Source organism: Pseudomonas guineae (genome assembly GCF_900113745.1).
In the GTDB taxonomy this organism is placed as follows: domain Bacteria; phylum Pseudomonadota; class Gammaproteobacteria; order Pseudomonadales; family Pseudomonadaceae; genus Aquipseudomonas; species Aquipseudomonas guineae.
Window position 1 is genome coordinate 1,764,269 of sequence record NZ_FOQL01000001.1, and the last position, 16,557, is coordinate 1,780,825.

Annotated in this window: 17 protein-coding genes and 1 riboswitch; of the genes, 10 read left to right on the forward strand and 7 right to left on the reverse strand. The window is 58.9% G+C overall.

The genetic code is table 11. The features are described from left to right. Positions 1 to 10: 10 nt before the first annotated feature. The 4 genes from BMZ32_RS07950 to BMZ32_RS07965 form a co-directional block, all read right to left on the reverse strand. Positions 11 to 739 carry an urea amidolyase associated protein UAAP1 gene (locus tag BMZ32_RS07950; protein ID WP_090241137.1) on the reverse strand — a complete coding sequence of 243 codons (729 nt, stop codon included), beginning with the start codon at positions 737 to 739 and terminating at the stop codon, positions 11 to 13. Between the two features lie 10 nt (positions 740 to 749). Next, positions 750 to 1,544 carry an ABC transporter ATP-binding protein gene (locus tag BMZ32_RS07955; protein ID WP_090241138.1) on the reverse strand — a complete coding sequence of 265 codons (795 nt, stop codon included), beginning with the start codon at positions 1,542 to 1,544 and terminating at the stop codon, positions 750 to 752. Then, positions 1,541 to 2,356 carry an ABC transporter permease gene (locus BMZ32_RS07960; protein WP_090241140.1) on the reverse strand — a complete coding sequence of 272 codons (816 nt, stop codon included), beginning with the start codon at positions 2,354 to 2,356 and terminating at the stop codon, positions 1,541 to 1,543. The genes BMZ32_RS07955 and BMZ32_RS07960 overlap by 4 nt, the downstream gene beginning before the upstream one ends. Before the next feature lie 75 nt (positions 2,357 to 2,431). Then, positions 2,432 to 3,499: a putative urea ABC transporter substrate-binding protein gene (locus tag BMZ32_RS07965; RefSeq protein ID WP_090241142.1), complete on the reverse strand. Its 1,068-nt coding sequence runs from the start codon at positions 3,497 to 3,499 to the stop codon at positions 2,432 to 2,434. Positions 3,500 to 3,565: 66 nt separating this feature from the next. Next, a riboswitch (guanidine-I (ykkC/yxkD leader) is annotated at positions 3,566 to 3,674 on the reverse strand. Positions 3,675 to 4,119: 445 nt separating this feature from the next. Between BMZ32_RS07965 and purE the strand changes: the two genes are divergently transcribed. From purE to BMZ32_RS07985, 4 genes are all read left to right on the forward strand, one after another. Beyond that, on the forward strand, positions 4,120 to 4,611 hold the full coding sequence (purE, locus tag BMZ32_RS07970; protein WP_090241144.1) for a 5-(carboxyamino)imidazole ribonucleotide mutase: 492 nt from the start codon (positions 4,120 to 4,122) through the stop codon (positions 4,609 to 4,611). 3 nt (positions 4,612 to 4,614) lie between these two features. After that, positions 4,615 to 5,700: a 5-(carboxyamino)imidazole ribonucleotide synthase gene (locus BMZ32_RS07975; RefSeq protein WP_090241146.1), complete on the forward strand. Its 1,086-nt coding sequence runs from the start codon at positions 4,615 to 4,617 to the stop codon at positions 5,698 to 5,700. Between the two features lie 114 nt (positions 5,701 to 5,814). Beyond that, positions 5,815 to 6,063: a GlsB/YeaQ/YmgE family stress response membrane protein gene (locus tag BMZ32_RS07980; protein ID WP_090241148.1), complete on the forward strand. Its 249-nt coding sequence runs from the start codon at positions 5,815 to 5,817 to the stop codon at positions 6,061 to 6,063. A 31-nt stretch (positions 6,064 to 6,094) separates the two neighbouring features. Beyond that, positions 6,095 to 6,628, forward strand: a complete 534-nt coding sequence (locus tag BMZ32_RS07985) for a DUF3299 domain-containing protein (RefSeq protein WP_244153929.1) — start codon at positions 6,095 to 6,097, stop codon at positions 6,626 to 6,628. A 231-nt stretch (positions 6,629 to 6,859) separates the two neighbouring features. Here BMZ32_RS07985 and BMZ32_RS07990 read toward each other — a convergent pair whose 3' ends face one another. From BMZ32_RS07990 to BMZ32_RS08000, 3 genes are all read right to left on the reverse strand, one after another. Continuing rightward, positions 6,860 to 8,089, reverse strand: coding sequence for an HD-GYP domain-containing protein (locus BMZ32_RS07990; protein WP_090241150.1), 1,230 nt, complete (start codon positions 8,087 to 8,089; stop codon positions 6,860 to 6,862). A gap of 284 nt (positions 8,090 to 8,373) precedes the next feature. Continuing rightward, a complete protein-coding gene (locus tag BMZ32_RS07995; RefSeq protein ID WP_090241152.1) occupies positions 8,374 to 9,597 on the reverse strand; it encodes a CaiB/BaiF CoA transferase family protein in 1,224 nt (407 codons plus the stop codon). Positions 9,598 to 9,724: 127 nt separating this feature from the next. Then, entirely contained in the window at positions 9,725 to 10,903 is a 1,179-nt protein-coding gene (locus tag BMZ32_RS08000; protein ID WP_090241154.1) for an acyl-CoA dehydrogenase, read from the reverse strand. Between the two features lie 197 nt (positions 10,904 to 11,100). Between BMZ32_RS08000 and BMZ32_RS08005 the strand changes: the two genes are divergently transcribed. The 6 genes from BMZ32_RS08005 (at position 11,101) to BMZ32_RS08030 (ending at position 16,540) form a co-directional block, all read left to right on the forward strand. Next, positions 11,101 to 12,000, forward strand: coding sequence for a LysR family transcriptional regulator (locus BMZ32_RS08005; RefSeq protein ID WP_090241156.1), 900 nt, complete (start codon positions 11,101 to 11,103; stop codon positions 11,998 to 12,000). Between the two features lie 586 nt (positions 12,001 to 12,586). Then, on the forward strand, positions 12,587 to 13,708 hold the full coding sequence (locus BMZ32_RS08010; RefSeq protein ID WP_090241159.1) for a Re/Si-specific NAD(P)(+) transhydrogenase subunit alpha: 1,122 nt from the start codon (positions 12,587 to 12,589) through the stop codon (positions 13,706 to 13,708). Positions 13,709 to 13,722: 14 nt separating this feature from the next. Further along, positions 13,723 to 14,040, forward strand: a complete 318-nt coding sequence (locus BMZ32_RS08015; RefSeq protein ID WP_090241161.1) for an NAD(P) transhydrogenase subunit alpha part 2 — start codon at positions 13,723 to 13,725, stop codon at positions 14,038 to 14,040. Further along, positions 14,040 to 15,476, forward strand: coding sequence for an NAD(P)(+) transhydrogenase (Re/Si-specific) subunit beta (locus BMZ32_RS08020; protein ID WP_090241163.1), 1,437 nt, complete (start codon positions 14,040 to 14,042; stop codon positions 15,474 to 15,476). The genes BMZ32_RS08015 and BMZ32_RS08020 overlap by 1 nt, the downstream gene beginning before the upstream one ends. 379 nt (positions 15,477 to 15,855) lie before the next feature. Beyond that, positions 15,856 to 16,071, forward strand: a complete 216-nt coding sequence (locus tag BMZ32_RS08025; protein ID WP_090241165.1) for a DUF1127 domain-containing protein — start codon at positions 15,856 to 15,858, stop codon at positions 16,069 to 16,071. A 244-nt stretch (positions 16,072 to 16,315) separates the two neighbouring features. Then, a complete protein-coding gene (locus tag BMZ32_RS08030; protein WP_423815417.1) occupies positions 16,316 to 16,540 on the forward strand; it encodes a DUF1127 domain-containing protein in 225 nt (74 codons plus the stop codon). Positions 16,541 to 16,557: the final 17 nt, after the last annotated feature.

The window sequence follows — 16,557 nt, forward strand, 5'->3', positions numbered from 1 at the left end:
GCGGCGACCCTCAGAGGTACTGACGTTCGGTGTTGTGGAAGCCACGCGCGTTTTCCGCGCGTGAGGTACGGCACAGCACGCTGATGCCGTCGCTCTCAACCTTGTGCCAACTGAGTTGCAGCGGCTTGGGGGCATAGGCGGGGTTGGGGTCCATGGGGTGCTGCAGGGCGGTGAGCACCACCAAGGTGTCCATGGGCGCATAGAGTTCGAGGTAGTCGCCGACCTTGGAGTTACCGGCCTCAAACTGGAAGCTGCCGTCAGCATCTACTGTCACTTTGCTGAACAGGTTGAGGCACATCAGTAGGTCCTGTAGGCCGAGGTTCCACTTGCCCATTTCCACCAGCAGGTTGTCGACACTATTGCGGAAGAAGCCGTTACGCAGCTCCTGGTAGCGGCCCTGGCCATATTTTTCCGCCACCTCGGCGGCGTTCAGCACGCCGCCAAAGCTGTCATGCCAGCCGCAGGTGTCAGCGGTGATGGCCGCGAGCACACGACCCATGTCCGAATACAGGCAGTGACCAGCGGTGAGTTTGGCCGTGTGCTGGCACTTGAGGCTGTCCGGCAGGTTCAGCCGTTCGCTTTTCTCGGCTGCGTTGAGCAGCAGCAGGCTGGCATTGGCGCCGCCTTCCAGGTCAGTGATGCGCAGCAGTTGGCCACGCTTGAGCACAAAGGAGGTGTGGCCACCCGCCGGTAGCAGTTCTTCATAGAGGGTGGGGCGCAGGGTTGAGGCGGCAGTCATGGTGTGTTCCTCACTGAGCCGGTTGCAGGTTGCCGCTGATATGCGCGGGCAAGCTTTCGACGGCGGCGCGGGCAGCGCGGCGGTCGCTGTTGAGGGGGATGTCGTAGGTGATGCGTGCGCCGAACGCGTTCGGTGCATGCGGGTCGATACGGGTTTTGTCGAACACCAGCAAGCGGGTGCCGAGGCTGAAACCTTCACTCAAATCGTGGGTGACCATGAACACGGTCAGGCGCGTTTCTTTCCACAGTTCCAGCAGCAGGACATGCATGTCCTTACGGATACCCGGGTCGAGGGCGCCGAAGGGTTCATCGAGTAGCAGCACGCGTGGCTGCATGATCAGTGCTTGGGCAATCGCCAGGCGCTGCTGCATGCCGCCAGAGAGCTGGCTGGGGTATTTGTCCAAGGCATGGCCGAGGCCGACCTTGTGCAGAATGACTTCGGCACTGGCGCGGGCCTCACGTTTGGCCGCACCGAACAGGCGGCCGAGCAGTTTTGATCTCGGCAACTCCAGGCCGATGGCAACGTTATCCAGCACGCTGAGGTGTGGGAACACTGAGTAGCGCTGAAACACCACGCCACGGCTGCTATCGGGCTCGGCGGCCAGTGGCTTTCCGGCCAGTAAAATTTCGCCTTTACTCGGTCGTTCCTGGCCCAGCAGCAGGCGCAGGAAGGTCGACTTGCCGCAGCCGGATGCGCCGACCAGGGTGCAAAACTCACCTTCATTGATGCGCAGGTTCAAGCGCTCAAGCACCACCTGATCGGCGTACTCCTGCCAGACGTTCTTCACTTCGATAAAGGCGCTCATGCCTTGGCTCCTTCATACCAGGGGAAGAGCAGGCGGGTGGTCTGGCGCAGGCCCAGGTCCATCAGCCAGGCGAGTAGGGTGATCCACACCACGTAGGGCAAAATCACATCCATGGCCATATAGCGGCGCACCAGGAAGATCCGGTAGCCCAGGCCATCGGTACTGGCGATGGCTTCAGCGGCAATCAGAAACAGCCAGGCCGAGCCGAGCACTAAGCGCAGGGCAATCAGCAGGCGCGGCAGCAACTGCGGCAACACCACGCGCAGAATCAGGGTCCAGGTGCTGGCACCTAGGGTTTGCGCTTTGATCAGAATTTCCTGGGGGATTTCTCGCGCACGTTGTTCCAGATCACGGGCCAAGACTGGGGTGATACCGATGACGATTAGCATCACTTTGGATAATTCGCCCAGGCCGAAGGTGATAAACAGAATCGGCAGAATTGCCAGCGGCGGCACCATGGACAGTACGGTGAGCAGCGGTGACAGCGGTGCGCTAAACAGCGGCAGAATACCGGCCGCAATGCCCAAACAAAGCCCAACCACAGCGGCGATACCGATGCCCATGCCCAACCGCTTGAGGCTGGCTGCGCTGTCCTGCCAGAACAGGTACTTGCCGCTGCGTTTGTCCTCGGTAAAGGCCAGTCGATCAACGGCTGCTGCCATCTGCGTGGCGCTGGGTAGCAGCTTGTCGTTGGGGTTGTCCGCCAGGCGCGCCGCGGAGCCGGCGAAATAGACAAACAGCAGCAAGGCGAAGGGCAGCAGAATCAGCAACAGGCGACCGCTGCGGTCCGGGTGTCGATTGATCAGGCGCATGACAGTTTCTCGCGGATTCGCGTTAGGGCTGCCGGTAGGTGCTGACAATTCAGCCTCTACCGGCACTATCAGGCGTCAGAGGCTGCCGTCAGCCGCCATCTGCATATAGCTCGGGTCGAAGCGCAGCTTGAGGTTGCTCTTGTCGCCGGTATTTACCCCTTTGGCGAAGCTCATACCGATGGCATTGGCACTCTGTGCACCTTCACCCAGCAAGCCATGGCTGAAGGAGAACTCAGCCACCTTGGTCATGGTCGCCGGCAGTTTCGGGCTGGTGGCGAAAGCCACGGCGTCTTTGGCCGAATAGAACATCTTGGTCGCAGCCAGTTGCGACTCATACCCTGCCAGGTCGGTGCCGGAAGCCTTGGCCATATGCTCACGTGCTGCAGTGCCTGCCGGGGTGTCGGCGCCCATGGTGGCCATGATTTCGTACCACGCACCAGTCAGTGCTTTGCCGAACGCCGGGTTGTCCTGGAGGGTGTCGCTGTTAACCACCATCAGGTCGATGATTTCACCGGGAATCCGGCTGGAATCGAAGACTTTGGTCACCCCAGGGGTGGCTTCAATTTCGGCCAACAGCGGGTTCCAAGTGGTGACGGCGGTGACGTCGTTGGTGCTGAAGGCCGCGACTAAGTCAGCGTCTGAGGTGTTAACTACCTTCAGGTCTCGCTCGCTCAGGCCGGCTTTTTCCAGGCCGCGAGCCAGCAGGTAATGGGAAACGGACAACTCGACCAAGTTAACGTTTTGGCCTTTAAGATCGCCCAGGGTCTTCTTCTCACCCTTGAGCACGACGCCGTCGTTGCCGTTGGAGAAGTCGCCGATGATCAGCGCGGTGCTGTCAATGCCGCCGGCTGCCGGGATAGTCAGAGCATCCATATTGGTCATGGTGCAGCCGTCAAACTGGCCGGCGCTGTATTGGTTGATCGATTCGACATAATCGTTGATCTGCACCACATCAATGTTGATGTCGTACTTCTTGGCCCACTTGTCGACGATGCCTTCAGCGTCACCGTATTCCCAAGGCATCCAGCCGGCGTAGATGGTCCAGCAAACGCTGAAGTCGGTTTTAGGTGCGGCGTGGCTGTTGACGCTGATGGTCGCAGCAAGGCCGGCGGCAAGCATTGAACACAGACGGGTCTTACGCATGGTGGAACCTCCAGTTCGAAATGAGCGGGCAGGAGTGCGCGGCGGTTTCCCCTCAAGTGGGGCGCGTTCTCCCGGGCTTTTATCCCGCCGTGTAACCTCGAAGGAGGTCGCCAACTCTCGGACCAGTCACCCGCTGATCATCTGATCGCGGATCGGAACCCTAGTCGGCTATTACAGATTGTTGTGCCGCTACCCCGAAGGGTTACTCCTGCATGGTCAGTACTAGCGAATTGCGTGCCAGCTCAACAAACGCCAGCCTGACGGCGTTTACCGACTGACTGATTCTGTCGGCGGCCGCGGGTACGCGCTCCGCTGGTGCGTCGTGCGGTATTTTGGTGCGAGACGCGCGACCAGAAGATTTGAATGCAAGGTTGGCTATGGATTAAACGTTGCAGTGGCTGAAGCTACATTTCCAGCCAGAGCCAGGCGCGTTAGCGGTCTGCTGGCGGGTGCCTGACCGGCGGTTATCCCGGGGGCGCGCGGGACATGGCTTTTCGGTATACTTCGCAACCTTCACCAGCCCTCCGCGCTGGTTTGATCTGTACATGCCAAGCCACGCCAACTGCGTGGCTTGTTAGTTTCTGCAGCGCCTGCGGGCGCACTTGAGAAGAGGCACGACGATGAGCGCACTGGTTGGCGTGATCATGGGCTCCAAGTCCGATTGGTCCACCCTTAGCCACACCGCCGAGATGCTGGATAAGCTGGGCATTCCGTACGAAGTGAAGGTGGTGTCCGCCCACCGCACCCCGGACCTGCTGTTTCAGTATGCCGAGCAAGCTGACGAGCGCGGCATTCAGGTGATCATCGCCGGTGCCGGTGGTGCTGCTCACTTGCCAGGCATGTGTGCGGCCAAGACCCATTTACCGGTGCTCGGCGTGCCGGTGCAATCGGCCGTGCTCTCGGGCGTCGATTCGCTGCTGTCGATCGTGCAGATGCCAGCCGGTATTCCGGTCGCCACCCTGGCCATCGGCAAGGCCGGCGCGATAAACGCTGCGCTGCTCGCCGCGAGCATCATCGGTCACCAGCATCCGCAGTTCCATGCGGCGCTCAAGCAGTTCCGCCAGGAACAGACCGAAACCGTGTTGGACAACCCGGATCCGCGTGAGGCCTAAATCATGAAAATCGGCGTAATCGGTGGCGGCCAGTTGGGCCGCATGTTGGCTCTGGCAGGTACCCCGTTGGGGATGAACTTTGCTTTCCTCGACCCTGCGCCGGACGCCTGCGCGCAAGCGTTGGGTGAGCATATCCGCGCTGATTATGGCGATCAGGATCACCTGCGCCAGCTGGCTGACGAAGTCGACCTGGTGACCTTCGAGTTCGAGAGCGTGCCGGCCGAAACGGTGGCTTTTCTCTCGCAATTCGTCCCGGTGTATCCGAGCGCCGAAGCACTGCGCATCGCCCGTGATCGCTGGTTTGAAAAGTCCATGTTCAAGGACCTGGGCATTCCTACCCCGGATTTCGCTGATATCCAGTCGCAAGCCGACCTGGATGCCGCCGTGGCCGCCATCGGTTTACCGGCGGTGATGAAGACTCGCACCCTGGGTTACGACGGCAAGGGCCAGAAGGTCATGCGCAAGCCGGAGGATGTGCTGGGCGCCTTCGCCGAGCTGGGTAGCGTACCGTGCCTGCTAGAAGGTTTTGTACCCTTCACGGGTGAAGTGTCGCTGGTCGCGGTACGTGCCCGTGATGGCGAAACACGCTTCTACCCGCTGGTACATAACCGCCACGACAGCGGCGTGTTGGCGCTGTCTATCGCCAGTACCGATCACCCGTTGCAGGCTCTGGCAGAAGATTACGTGGGTCGGGTGCTAACCAAGCTCGATTACGTTGGTGTGCTGGCGTTTGAGTTTTTCGAGGTCGATGGCGGTTTGAAAGCCAACGAAATCGCCCCGCGCGTGCACAACTCCGGGCACTGGACCATTGAAGGTGCCGAGTGCAGCCAGTTCGAGAACCACCTGCGTGCCGTCGCCGGCCTGCCACTGGGCTCGACCGCGAAAATTGGTGAGAGCGCCATGCTCAACTTCCTTGGCAGCGTACCGCCGGTAGCACAGGTTATCGCCATTGATGACTGCCGCCTGCATCACTACGGCAAGGCCTTCAAGGCCGGGCGCAAGGTTGGCCATGCCACCCTGCGCTGCGTCGACCGCGCTACTTTGGACAAGCAGATTGCTGCTGTCGAAGCGCTGATCGCCAAGGGCTGAAAACAGGCTGACGCCGCCCGTGCGGCGGCGTCAGATTGAACCTTGCGCAGCGATTACCATCTGATTGCCTAGCGCCACTATGGCTGACCTGCAACTGACTCGGAGTAATTCGCCATGAGCATTATCGGCATTATTTTTATCGGCCTGATCGTCGGCCTGATCGCGCGCTTTATCAAACCTGGCAACGACAGCATGGGCTGGATCATGACCATCCTGCTTGGTGTTTGTGGCTCAATCGCTGCCACCTACGGTGGCCAGGCGTTGGGCATTTATAAAGTGGGCGAATCTGCCGGCTTTATTGGTGCGGTGGTGGGTGCTGTAGTGTTGTTGATCATTTATGCCGCCGTAAAAAAGGACTCATAAACCTTTGCTCAGTCGCTGTGTGAGTCCGCCCGTGCGCTATCTGCTTCTGCCCCTGTTATTTATAAGCACCCTGGCCTGTGCCGAGTTGCCGGAAACCGACTGGCTGGAGCTGATGCCGCCGCAAGACCGGGCGGCATTGGACGCCATGCCGGAAATCGACCATCAGGGCGCCGAGCAAGACAGCGAGTTCTACAATCCGGGCGGTCTTAAGCAGCAAGATAAAAACTTGCCAGCGGTCATGTACTCAACGAGTACCGTTGCTGCGCTGAATGGCCAAGCCCTGCGCCTTGGCGGTTACCCCGTCCCGCTGGAAACCGACCGCCAAGGCCGCAGCACTCTGTTCTTCCTAGTGCCGTATCCTGGCGCCTGCATTCATGTGCCGCCACCGCCACCGAACCAGCTTGTACTCGTTCGTTACCCCAAAGGCATCGAGCTGGAAGACATCTACACGCCGCTCTGGGTCAGCGGCACGCTGAAGATTGAACAGGTCAACAACGAGCTGGCCGATGCGGCGTATGCCATGCAGGCGGATGCTGTGCGTGTGGTGACTGATAAGGACCTGTAAGGCATGCGCTTCATCTATCAGCGCTGCTTTGCTTTTTGTTGTTTCTGATCTCCGCTAGCGCCACGCCCCTGGATTCTGTTGGATCAACACAACCAGGCCTGCGCCTTGGACAATCTGCTGCAGGCACGCCTCAGGGTCGGTTCCATGCTGATGGAACCGATGCTGCACAGGGTCGACGCAATCGCCAGATGCCAAATAGGTGGACACTTATTAGTGGGCGGCTCACGCAAGCTAAATAGGGATAATCAGGCCTTTGCGGCGGTAGGCATCGATATCAATACCAAAGGCTCCGCTGCTGTGTATTTCGTGCACGCGGTAGGGTTTGTCGTCACTGTCCTTGGCCATTTTCGCCAGTTCTATAATGCGTTCTTTGCACGCCCTTTTATCCGCATCCAGCACACACAGCACCTTGGGCTTGAGCTTGTTGCCGGGATGACAACCAATGATGATGCCGACTTCGCCATTGGTCATCTCAACGATTTCTCCTGGTGGATAGATACCGATCATGCGAGTAAAGCAGCCAACAATATCTTCATCGAAATGGCTGTCGACTGATTCCAGCAAAATACACAGCGACGCCAGGCTGGATTTACCTTTGCTGTAAACGCGGTCGCTATTAATGGCGTCATAGCTGTCTGCAACAGCAATGATCTTGGCGAAATAAGGGATCTTGCTGGCATCCAGGCCGCGCGGGTATCCCTTGCCATCTAAGCGCTCATGGTGGGAGTAGGCGACGTCGACCGTGGCTGGAGTGACCTGCTGGTTACTCATCAATAGCTTGCGCCCTTCTGCCGCATGACTCTGCATGATGCGCAACTCTTCGGCGGTCAGGGCGCCGGGCTTGTTGAGGATCTCGTTGGGCACCTTGATCTTGCCGACATCGTGAAGCATGCCGCATATACCGATTTGCTCAAGTTGATACGTCGGCAAACCCAGCTCTTTACTCAAGGCAATCGACAAAATGGATACGCGCAGAGAATGTTCGGCGGTGTATTCGTCACTGTTCTTGATACGGGCCAGCCATAGCATGGCCGTTGGATTGCGCAGGATGCTTTCAACGCAATCCTTGACCACGGCCTTCACCGCATCTACGTCTAACTCCTGGCCCAATTTGACGGCCTGAAGAATACGCAGAGACTCTTCGCGAGCGGCATGCCATATAGGTGCCGCCTGCTGTATCTCCAGATTGAAATCGACCTTGGCTATCACAGGCTTCAGTAATGCAGAGGTTTCTACGTTTTCCGCTATTTGCTCGCTTACGCTTAAAGAGCGCTGCGCATCCACCCATACGTAACTGCATAGCTCTTGAAACAGGCGGATTTCCTGCTGCTTTTGAATTCTAAATCCTTGAAAAAGAAAGCGTGTTTCCGTCCATGGTCGATCAAGCTCAACTACAAACATGCCGATTGTCAGCTGCGCTGCTTCGACTTGGATGCGGTCTGTTTTGGAGTCATCGGCCATGTAGGCGCTCCAGGGCGGTTTTGATTGGTGGCCATTAGCCGCTATCTGCTCAAGAAACAGCAAACTATTTTTGTCTATTGATCGGATGAACTGCAGCGGTGAGTTGCGCAGTAAGTGGAGCCCAGAAAGACCAAGTCATGGATTCTCGCGCCGAGCGTGCTGGAGCATTGACCTGTGTGGGCGAGGTGGGGCGCTTGCTAGGGCGAATGCCTAGGGCTGATGGTTAGATTACTGCGCAAAAAATTAGTAATTAGCCGATGAATTGACCACGGGTGAGTACCCGTTCAGAGCACCCCGGCTGCACGCAGGGCGGTGATCTGCTCGGCACTTAGGCCCAAGTGACGGCTGAGTACTTGCTCGGTGTGTTCGCCGAGCAGCGGTGGCGCGTTGCGGTATTGCACCGGGGTTTCTGACAACCGCAGTGGGCTGGCCACTTGCGGGGTGCTGCTGCCCAGGCTGTTGGGCATGTCGATGCGCAGGCCGCGTGCCAGAACCTGTGGGTCGGCAAATACCTGGGCCAGGTCATTGATCGGCCCACAGGGTACGCCTGCCTGTTCGAGCAAACTGACCCATTGCGCCGTGGTTTTGAACACCGTGGCCTGGCGCAGCAGTGGGATCAACTCGGCACGATGAGCAACTCGGGCCTTGTTTGAAGAAAAACGCGGGTCGTCGGCCAAAGCCGGAAGGCCGGCAACCTCGCAAAGTTTGCGGAACTGCCCGTCATTACCCACGGCGATGATGAAGTCGCCGTCGGCCGAGGGGAAATCCTGATAGGGCACGATATTCGGGTGAGCATTGCCCAGGCGTTTGGGCGAGACGCCGGTGTTGAGGTAATTCATCGCTTGGTTAGCCAGGCAGGCCACCTGCACATCGAGCAGGGCCACGTCGATATGCTGGCCCAGACCCGATTGCTCGCGCTGATTGAGCGCCGCTAGCACGCCGACGGTGGCGTAGAGGCCGGTGAGAATGTCAGTAAGGGCGACGCCAACCTTCATCGGCCCGGCACCTTCTTCGCCGTCGGGCTTACCGGTCAGACTCATCAGCCCACCAAGGCCTTGAATCATAAAGTCATAGCCGGCGCGCTTGGCGTAAGGCCCGTTTTGCCCAAAGCCGGTGATCGAGCAGTAGATCAGCCTTGGGTTGATGGCGTTCAGCGTTGCGTAGTCGAGACCATAAGCGGCCAGGCCGCCGACCTTGAAGTTCTCCAGCAATACGTCGCAGTTCTGCACCAGCTCGCGCACCAGGCGTTGGCCCTCGGGCTGGGTGAAATCCAAAGTGACCGATTGCTTGTTGCGGTTGGCACTTTGGAAGTACGCCGCTTCGCGCGAATCGTTGCCCTCGGCGTCTTTCACATAGGGCGGGCCCCAGTGGCGGGTGTCATCGCCGCTGCCAGGGCGCTCAACCTTGATCACCTCGGCGCCCAGGTCACCGAAGATCTGCCCGGCCCAAGGCCCGGCGAGCACGCGGGAAAGATCGAGAACACGGATGTGCGACAGGGCACCGGACATGGCAAAGATTCCTGAGCAGGGTGGATCGGGGCGCGTAGCTGACGTTGTATCCAGCCACCATGCGGTAGAGAAGGTGGATGAAAAAAGCGTCATCCACCCTACGGTCCGAGGGCGTTTGTGGACAGGTTTAAAAGAACGCCTGGATGCCGGTCTGCGCACGGCCCAGGATCAGCGCGTGGACGTCGTGGGTGCCTTCATAGGTGTTTACCACTTCCAGGTTGACCAGGTGCCGGGCCACGCCGAACTCGTCGCTGATGCCGTTGCCGCCGAGCATGTCGCGGGCCAGGCGTGCCACGTCCAGCGCTTTACCGCAGCTGTTGCGCTTCATGATCGAGGTGATTTCCACCGCCGCCGTGCCTTCATCCTTCATCCGACCCAGGCGCAGGCAACCTTGCAGGGCCAGGGTGATTTCGGTCTGCATATCGGCCAGCTTCTTCTGGATCAGCTGGTTAGCTGCCAGCGGGCGACCGAATTGCTTGCGGTCTAGGGTGTACTGACGCGCGGTGTGCCAGCAGTCTTCGGCGGCACCGAGTGCGCCCCAGCTGATGCCGTAGCGCGCAGAGTTGAGGCAGGTGAACGGGCCTTTCAGGCCACGTACATCGGGGAAGGCGTTTTCTTCCGGGCAGAACACGTTGTCCATCACGATCTCGCCGGTGATCGAAGCGCGCAGGCCGACCTTACCGTGGATCGCTGGCGTGCTCAGGCCTTGCCAGCCTTTTTCTAGGACGAAACCGCGAATCTCGCCAGCATCGTCCTTGGCCCAGACCACAAACACATCGGCGATTGGGCTGTTGGTGATCCACATTTTTGCCCCGGTCAGGCGATAACCGCCGTCGACCTTCTTAGCGCGGGTGATCATGCTGCCCGGGTCGGAGCCGTGGTCGGGCTCGGTCAGGCCGAAGCAGCCGATGTATTCGCCGCTGGCCAGCTTGGGCAGGTACTTCTGCTTAGTCGCCTCGTTACCGAACTCAAAGATCGGCACCATCACCAACGAGGACTGCACGCTCATCATTGAGCGATAGCCGGAGTCGACACGCTCGACTTCGCGGGCAATCAGGCCGTAACACACATAGTTCAGGCCGCTACCGCCGTACTCTTCAGGAATAGTCGCGCCAAGCAGGCCGGTGTCGCCCATTTCGCGGAAAATTTTCGGATCAGTCTGCTCGTGGCGGAAGGCTTCGATCACCCGTGGCTTGAGCTTGTCGGCGGCAAACTGCTGGGCGCTGCCCTGCACCATGCGTTCTTCTTCGGTCAGTTGCTGATCCAGCAGCAGTGGATCGATCCAGTTGAAGCTTGCCTTGGCCATCGCGAAACCCTCGAGTTACAGAAAGTAATAGGTGGGCGTCTTTGCTGTTGAGCGGCGCCCGCAAGTCAGTGGGGTTGATCCTAGGCGGCTTGTAACGAGCAGGCAAACGAGTATTGCGCACGCTGTTGTGCGATTTAATCACTTCGAGATAGGGTTAAGCCTGCTATTTAATCGATTTCAGTGAGAGTGACGCACACATGCGCCGAAAGATCCCCAGCACTGCCGCCTTGATTGCCTTCGAGTCCGCCGCGCGGCATCAGAGCTTTACCAAGGCAGCTGAAGAGCTGAGCCTGACCCAGGGCGCGGTGTGCCGGCAGATTGCTGGGCTGGAAACCTTTCTTAATATCGAGCTGTTTCGCCGCTCGCGCCGGGGCGTGGTGCTCACTGAAGCTGGGCAATCTTATGCGCGGCGCGTCGCCGGGCAGCTTGATGCGGTGGAGCGCGACACTCTGGCCGTGATGGGTCAGCAAGGTGCCATGAGCATCGAGCTGGCGGTGGTACCGACCTTCGGTACGCAGTGGCTGCTGCCACGGCTGAAAGATTTTCAGCGTCTGCACCCGGAAATTACCGTCAACCTGACTAACCGCACACGGCCGTTTCTGTTTGCCGATACCGAGTTCGATGCGGCGGTGTATTTCGGCGATGGTGACTGGTCCGGTACCCAGGCTCACCTGTTGATGGGCGAGAACCCTATGCCGGTGTGCAGCCCTGTGCTGCTGGGTGAGCAGGCGCAGCTCAGCATCGAGCAGATTGCCACGTTGCCCCTGCTGCAGCAGACCACTCGGCCCTACGCCTGGCGGCAGTGGTTCAGTGCCCAGGGAGTCAACACGTCGCGGGATATGACGGGGCCGCGTTACGAGCTGTTCTCGATGCTGGCCCAGGCGGCCATGCATGAGATGGGCGTGGCGTTGATCCCGCCCTTTCTGATCCGCCGTGAGTTGGACGAAGGACGGCTGGTGATTGCGTTTGATAGACCGCTCGGGGACAACGGCCGCGCTTATTACTTGATTGTGCCGGAGCGTAAAGTGGAGTCGGCGGCGCTCGCGGCGTTTCGTGATTGGTTGGTCGGCGAGGCGGCGCGGTACCGCAGGACCTAGGCGCTTCAGCGTCCAAGACGATGGCTAGTCGTGTGCATGTTTCAACATCATCCGCGTCGTCCACGCAGTAGAAGTGACTGCGCAAACGCCAGCCTGCTTGAGCATTTGCCAGCGAATTAGTGGTAGACCCACGCATAAAGATAAGTGCGGGCGCGACCTGATGTCGCCTTAGATGTTAGGTAGTGGCTGTTTTTACAAACTACATAAAATTAAAGCACTAAAAGCCGCTAAGGCCCATGCCAGCTAGCGCGGAGGCTATTTTTTACGCTGTGTTCGCTACTTTCTACATATCAGAAGATTCGATCAGGTGTCATCCACCATACGCATGGCTTTTCCCTCTGTAAGCACCGTCATTGAAGGCCTAGGCCAGAAACGGCGCGGCCTGCGCCTGGTATGAAAAGTAGTCATAGACCTATAACTTGTAGTAATGCAATTTTCTTACTCCATAACTTCTTGAAGGGACTGCCGTTCGCCGGCAGAATGCGGGCCCCGCCACGTTTACGCGGGATTGTGCTGATCCTCCCTAATGCCCGCGTGCCACCCGCAGTGCGCCGGTTCACCAAAAAGATCACGCAGGAGAATTGAAGTGCACATCGGTGTTCCTCTCGAAACCCATGCTGGTGAGACGCGCGTTGCCGCAACTCCCGAAACCATCAAGAAGCTGATCGGCCAAGGCCATCAGGTGACCGTTCAGGCCGGTGCTGGTGTAACTGCAAGCATCCCAGACAGCGCCTATGAAGCCGTCGGCGCCACTATTGCCACGGATGTTGCTGCCTTCGGCGCAGATCTGGTGCTGAAAGTGGTTGCCCCAACCGAAGCCGAGCTGGCGCATATGAAGTCCGGTGCAGTACTGGTTGGCATGCTCAACCCGTTCTGCAACGACACCATCGCGCGGATGAATGCCCGTGGCGTCACCGCTTTCGCCCTAGAGGCCGCCCCGCGTACCTCCCGTGCGCAAAGTCTGGACGTGCTGTCGTCGCAAGCCAACATCGCCGGCTACAAAGCCGTGCTGCTGGCGGCGCACCACTACCCGCGCTTTATGCCGATGCTGATGACTGCTGCCGGTACCGTTAAGGCCGCGCGTATTCTCATCCTCGGTGCGGGTGTTGCCGGCTTGCAGGCTATCGCCACGGCCAAGCGCCTGGGTGCGGTGATTGAAGCGTCCGACGTGCGTCCGGCGGTAAAAGAGCAAATCGAGTCGCTCGGCGCCAAGTTCGTCGATGTGCCGTTCGAGACCGATGAAGAGCGCGAATGCGCCCAGGGCGTGGGCGGCTACGCGCGGCCGATGCCGGCGTCGTGGATGGAGCGTCAGGCCAAGGCGGTGCACGAGAAGGCCAAGCTGGCTGACATCGTTATCACCACGGCGCTGATCCCGGGCCGTAAGGCGCCGACCCTGCTGCACGCTGCCACTGTCGCGGAAATGAAGCCGGGCTCGGTGATCATTGACCTCGCTGCAGCGCAAGGTGGCAACTGCCCGCTGACCGTTGCCGAGCAAGTGGTGGTCGAGCATGGCGTAACCATCGTCGGCCACAGCAATTTGGCGGCCATGGTGCCGGCGGATGCTTCGGCACTGTACGCACGCAACCTGCTGGACTTCCTCAAGCTGGTTATCGACGGCGAAGGCAAGTTCCACCTCAACCTTGAAGACGACATCGTTAACGCGTGCCTGATGTGCCGCGATAACCAAGTCGTCCGTACGAACGGCTAAGGGGAGCAACGCTCATGGATATGATTTCCGACGGCATCTACAACCTGATCATCTTTGCACTGGCCATCTACGTGGGTTACCACGTGGTGTGGAACGTGACCCCGGCCCTGCACACCCCGCTTATGGCGGTGACCAACGCGATCTCCGCGATCGTGATCGTCGGCGCCATGCTGGCTGCTGCCTTGACCGTGACCCCGCTGGGTAAAACCATGGGCACCTTGGCTGTGGCCCTAGCTGCGGTAAACGTGTTCGGTGGCTTTTTGGTCACCCGGCGCATGCTGGAAATGTTTAAGAAGAAAGCGCCGAAAGCCGCTGCAGGGGAGAAGCATTGATGAGTATGAATCTGATCACCGTGCTCTACCTCGTTGCCTCGATCTGCTTTATTCAGGCGCTTAAAGGCTTGTCGCACCCGACGACCTCGCGTCGCGGCAACCTGTTTGGCATGCTCGGCATGGGTTTGGCGGTGCTGACTACCGTTGCCCTGATCTACAAGCTCGGCGCTGAAATTGCCACCGCGGGCATCGGCTACGTGATTGTCGGCCTGCTGGTCGGCGGTACGGTCGGTACCGTCATGGCCAAACGCGTAGAAATGACCAAGATGCCGGAACTGGTCGCCTTCATGCACAGCATGATCGGCCTGGCCGCGGTGTTTATTGCCATTGCCGCGGTGGTTGAGCCGCAGTCGTTGGGTATCGTTGCCGCGCTGGGCGATGCGATTCCGGCCGGTAACCGTCTGGAGCTGTTCCTCGGTGCGGCCATCGGTGCCATCACCTTCTCCGGTTCGGTAATTGCCTTCGGCAAGCTGTCGGGCAAGTACAAGTTCCGCCTGTTCCAAGGCGCACCGGTACAGTTCAAGGGTCAGCATTGGATCAACCTGGCCATTGGCCTGGCGATTCTCGGCCTCGGTCTGATGTACACCTTCACCGGTGACCTGACTGCCTTCGCCATCCTGCTGGCCCTGGCCTTCGTCATCGGCGTGCTGATCATCATCCCGATTGGCGGCGCAGACATGCCGGTCGTGGTGTCGATGCTCAACAGCTACTCGGGCTGGGCGGCGGCCGGTATCGGCTTCTCGCTGAACAACTCGATGCTGATCATCGCCGGTTCGCTGGTGGGCTCATCAGGCGCGATCCTCTCGTACATCATGTGCAAGGCGATGAACCGTTCGTTCTTCAACGTGATCCTCGGTGGTTTCGGTGGTGCTCCGGCAGAAGCCGGCCCAGCGGGTGCCAAAGAAGCGCGTCCGGTTAAATCCGGTTCGAGTGACGATGCAGCCTTCCTGCTGACCAACGCCGACACCGTGATCATCGTGCCGGGCTATGGCCTGGCAGTGGCCCGTGCCCAGCACGCGCTGATGGAGCTGGCGGAGAAGCTGACGCACCGTGGCGTCACCGTGAAGTACGCGATCCACCCGGTTGCCGGGCGTATGCCGGGTCACATGAACGTATTGCTGGCCGAGGCCGAGGTGCCTTACGAGCAGGTGTTCGAGATGGACGACATCAACTCCGAGTTCGGCCAGGCCGACGTGGTGCTGGTGCTCGGCGCCAACGACGTGGTCAACCCCGCCGCGAAGAACGACCCGACGTCGCCGATCGCCGGCATGCCGATCCTCGAGGCTTACAAAGCCAAGACCGTGATCGTCAACAAGCGCTCAATGGCCAGCGGCTACGCCGGCCTGGACAACGAACTGTTCTACCTCGACAAAACCATGATGGTCTTCGGCGACGCCAAGAAAGTCATCGAAGATATGGTTAAAGCGGTCGACTAACGGTTGCTGCAGCGTTGCCAAAAGCCCGGCTCAATTGCCGGGCTTTTTTCTGTCCACACGATCAGGAAAGTGTTTATAGCCGGTGATAATCTGAAAAACAGGTCAGCTGTAATAGAAGTGCAGTCTGTAACTGTACCTGTACTAAATCACTGCATATATAAGCTATATGCAGGTGTTTTAGCTGCCTAAAATTATTTTTCAGGCTAAAGAACTTATAGTCAGTACAGTTGATGATAAAAAAAGCTTAACAGTTGTAAAGCAAGCTATCTATTTGTGCTGTAATTCAATTCAGCTGTGACTACTGCGTCCTGGGGGTGGTGGCGATAATACCTACATCGCAACAGACCACTGACCCGCCACAAGCGGAAGGATGAGCACCATGGAACGTACCCTCAGTTCCGACCTGTTTTTTGATCACAGCCAAACCACCGGCTCCAGCGCTTTGCCGCTGCGTATGCTTTCTTCTGTTCTGCTATGGCAGCGCCGCGCTGTTAGCCGCCGCCAGCTTGCTCGTTTGGACGCCCGTCTGCTCGCAGATGCTGGAATCAGCGAAGCACAGCGTCAGGCCGAGTTGAGTAAACCTTTCTGGCGTTAACCGCAGCCAGACACCGATTTCTGCTCCTCCCTTTATGGGATTTTTGGAAGCTCCAGCGCCCTGCGCTGGGGCTTTCTTTTTATCTGCGACCAAAGTCAGTGAGTAAGTGTTTATCCGCAACAGTCTGCTGTGCTATGCGGCGGTACAGTTTGGACAAAAGCTTAACTGCGCCATAACAATTTCCAGGTGCTGTCTCTGCCTTCTCTGCGGTCTACCGCGCATCCTAGGTTGACATCCCCGCTATATGCCGAGGAATTGCATCATGGAGCGCACGTCCCAAAGCTCACCTTTACAAGTTGCTCAGGTAAGTCAGCCGCGATGGCTGAAGCTCTATGCCACGCTGTGTGGTTGGCAACGTAACCTGCAAACCCGCAGACATTTGGCGAGCCTGGATAGGCGTCAGTTGGCTGATGCTGGGATCAGTGAGGCGCAGCGACAGGTCGAGCTGGGAAAGCCGTTCTGGCGCTGACTCGCCTGGCAACCAAC

Excerpts from the sequence above, each read along its gene's own strand:
- BMZ32_RS07950 (WP_090241137.1), bottom strand. The coding sequence starts at position 739 with ATGACTGCCGCCTCAACCCTGCGCCCCACCCTCTATGAAGAACTGCTA.
- BMZ32_RS07955 (WP_090241138.1), bottom strand. The coding sequence starts at position 1,544 with ATGAGCGCCTTTATCGAAGTGAAGAACGTCTGGCAGGAGTACGCCGAT.
- BMZ32_RS07960 (WP_090241140.1), bottom strand. The coding sequence starts at position 2,356 with ATGCGCCTGATCAATCGACACCCGGACCGCAGCGGTCGCCTGTTGCTG.
- BMZ32_RS07965 (WP_090241142.1), bottom strand. The coding sequence starts at position 3,499 with ATGCGTAAGACCCGTCTGTGTTCAATGCTTGCCGCCGGCCTTGCTGCG.
- purE (WP_090241144.1), top strand. The coding sequence starts at position 4,120 with ATGAGCGCACTGGTTGGCGTGATCATGGGCTCCAAGTCCGATTGGTCC.
- BMZ32_RS07975 (WP_090241146.1), top strand. The coding sequence starts at position 4,615 with ATGAAAATCGGCGTAATCGGTGGCGGCCAGTTGGGCCGCATGTTGGCT.
- BMZ32_RS07980 (WP_090241148.1), top strand. The coding sequence starts at position 5,815 with ATGAGCATTATCGGCATTATTTTTATCGGCCTGATCGTCGGCCTGATC.
- BMZ32_RS07990 (WP_090241150.1), bottom strand. The coding sequence starts at position 8,089 with ATGGCCGATGACTCCAAAACAGACCGCATCCAAGTCGAAGCAGCGCAG.
- BMZ32_RS07995 (WP_090241152.1), bottom strand. The coding sequence starts at position 9,597 with ATGTCCGGTGCCCTGTCGCACATCCGTGTTCTCGATCTTTCCCGCGTG.
- BMZ32_RS08000 (WP_090241154.1), bottom strand. The coding sequence starts at position 10,903 with ATGGCCAAGGCAAGCTTCAACTGGATCGATCCACTGCTGCTGGATCAG.
- BMZ32_RS08005 (WP_090241156.1), top strand. The coding sequence starts at position 11,101 with ATGCGCCGAAAGATCCCCAGCACTGCCGCCTTGATTGCCTTCGAGTCC.
- BMZ32_RS08015 (WP_090241161.1), top strand. The coding sequence starts at position 13,723 with ATGGATATGATTTCCGACGGCATCTACAACCTGATCATCTTTGCACTG.
- BMZ32_RS08020 (WP_090241163.1), top strand. The coding sequence starts at position 14,040 with ATGAGTATGAATCTGATCACCGTGCTCTACCTCGTTGCCTCGATCTGC.
- BMZ32_RS08025 (WP_090241165.1), top strand. The coding sequence starts at position 15,856 with ATGGAACGTACCCTCAGTTCCGACCTGTTTTTTGATCACAGCCAAACC.
- BMZ32_RS08030 (WP_423815417.1), top strand. The coding sequence starts at position 16,316 with ATGCCGAGGAATTGCATCATGGAGCGCACGTCCCAAAGCTCACCTTTA.